Below are 676 nucleotides of genomic sequence, written 5' to 3' on the forward strand. Positions count from 1 at the left end.
CGCTCACCGGCGACAGTCACGCCGCCGGCGGCGTGACTGTCGCCGGTGAGCGCGTGCAGCACCAGCACGGCGTTACCCGCGTCGGGCGCGAGCGTGCCCCACGTCTCGTAGGCGATCGTCACCTCGGGCAGCGAACCACCGCGTTCCAGGGTCAGCGGGCCGGCCGACCTGACGAACCGGCGATCTCCCACCGGGTCGCCGGGGCGCCACGCCGCCGACGCCGGCGGCGACGGCGACGGCGACGGCGACGGCGACGGCGGTGCCGGCCGCGGACCCGACGGTGGCCGGGGTGGCGGCGCCGGCTGGCTGGCGGGTGCGGCGTCCTGACGCTGGTCGGTCATCCGGACTTCGCGGCCCGGAAGCCCGCGTCGAGGTCGGCGAGGATGTCGTCGATGCCCTCGATGCCCACCGACAGCCGGATCAGGTCGGGGGTGACCCCGGTCGCCGCCTGTTCGGCGTCGGTGAGCTGCGAGTGGGTGGTCGTCGCCGGGTGGATGACCAGCGAGCGGACGTCGCCGATGTTGGCGAGGTGGCTGAACAGCTCCAGGCCCTCGACGAACTTCCGGCCCGCCGCCGCACCGCCCTCGATACCGAACGCCAGCACGGCGCCCGCGCCGCGGGGCAGGACCCGGCTCGCCCGCTCGTACCACGGCGAACCGGCCAGCTGCCTCCAGCC

At 75.9% G+C, this 676-nt stretch carries 1 protein-coding gene and 1 pseudogene; both read right to left on the reverse strand.

Going from position 1 to position 676, the window contains the following annotated elements; all coding sequences use genetic code 11:
* Positions 1-341 (reverse strand): annotated as a pseudogene (locus FMEAI12_RS18395) (homoserine O-acetyltransferase); the annotation flags it as partial.
* A partial coding sequence (locus tag FMEAI12_RS18400; RefSeq protein ID WP_200835328.1) for a PLP-dependent transferase occupies positions 338-676 on the reverse strand: 339 nt, incomplete at its 5' end. The pseudogene FMEAI12_RS18395 and the gene FMEAI12_RS18400, both read right to left, overlap by 4 nt.

Origin of the sequence: Parafrankia sp. Ea1.12 (assembly GCF_900465275.1) — a bacterium.
Classification (GTDB): Bacteria; Actinomycetota; Actinomycetes; order Frankiales; family Frankiaceae; genus Parafrankia; species Parafrankia soli.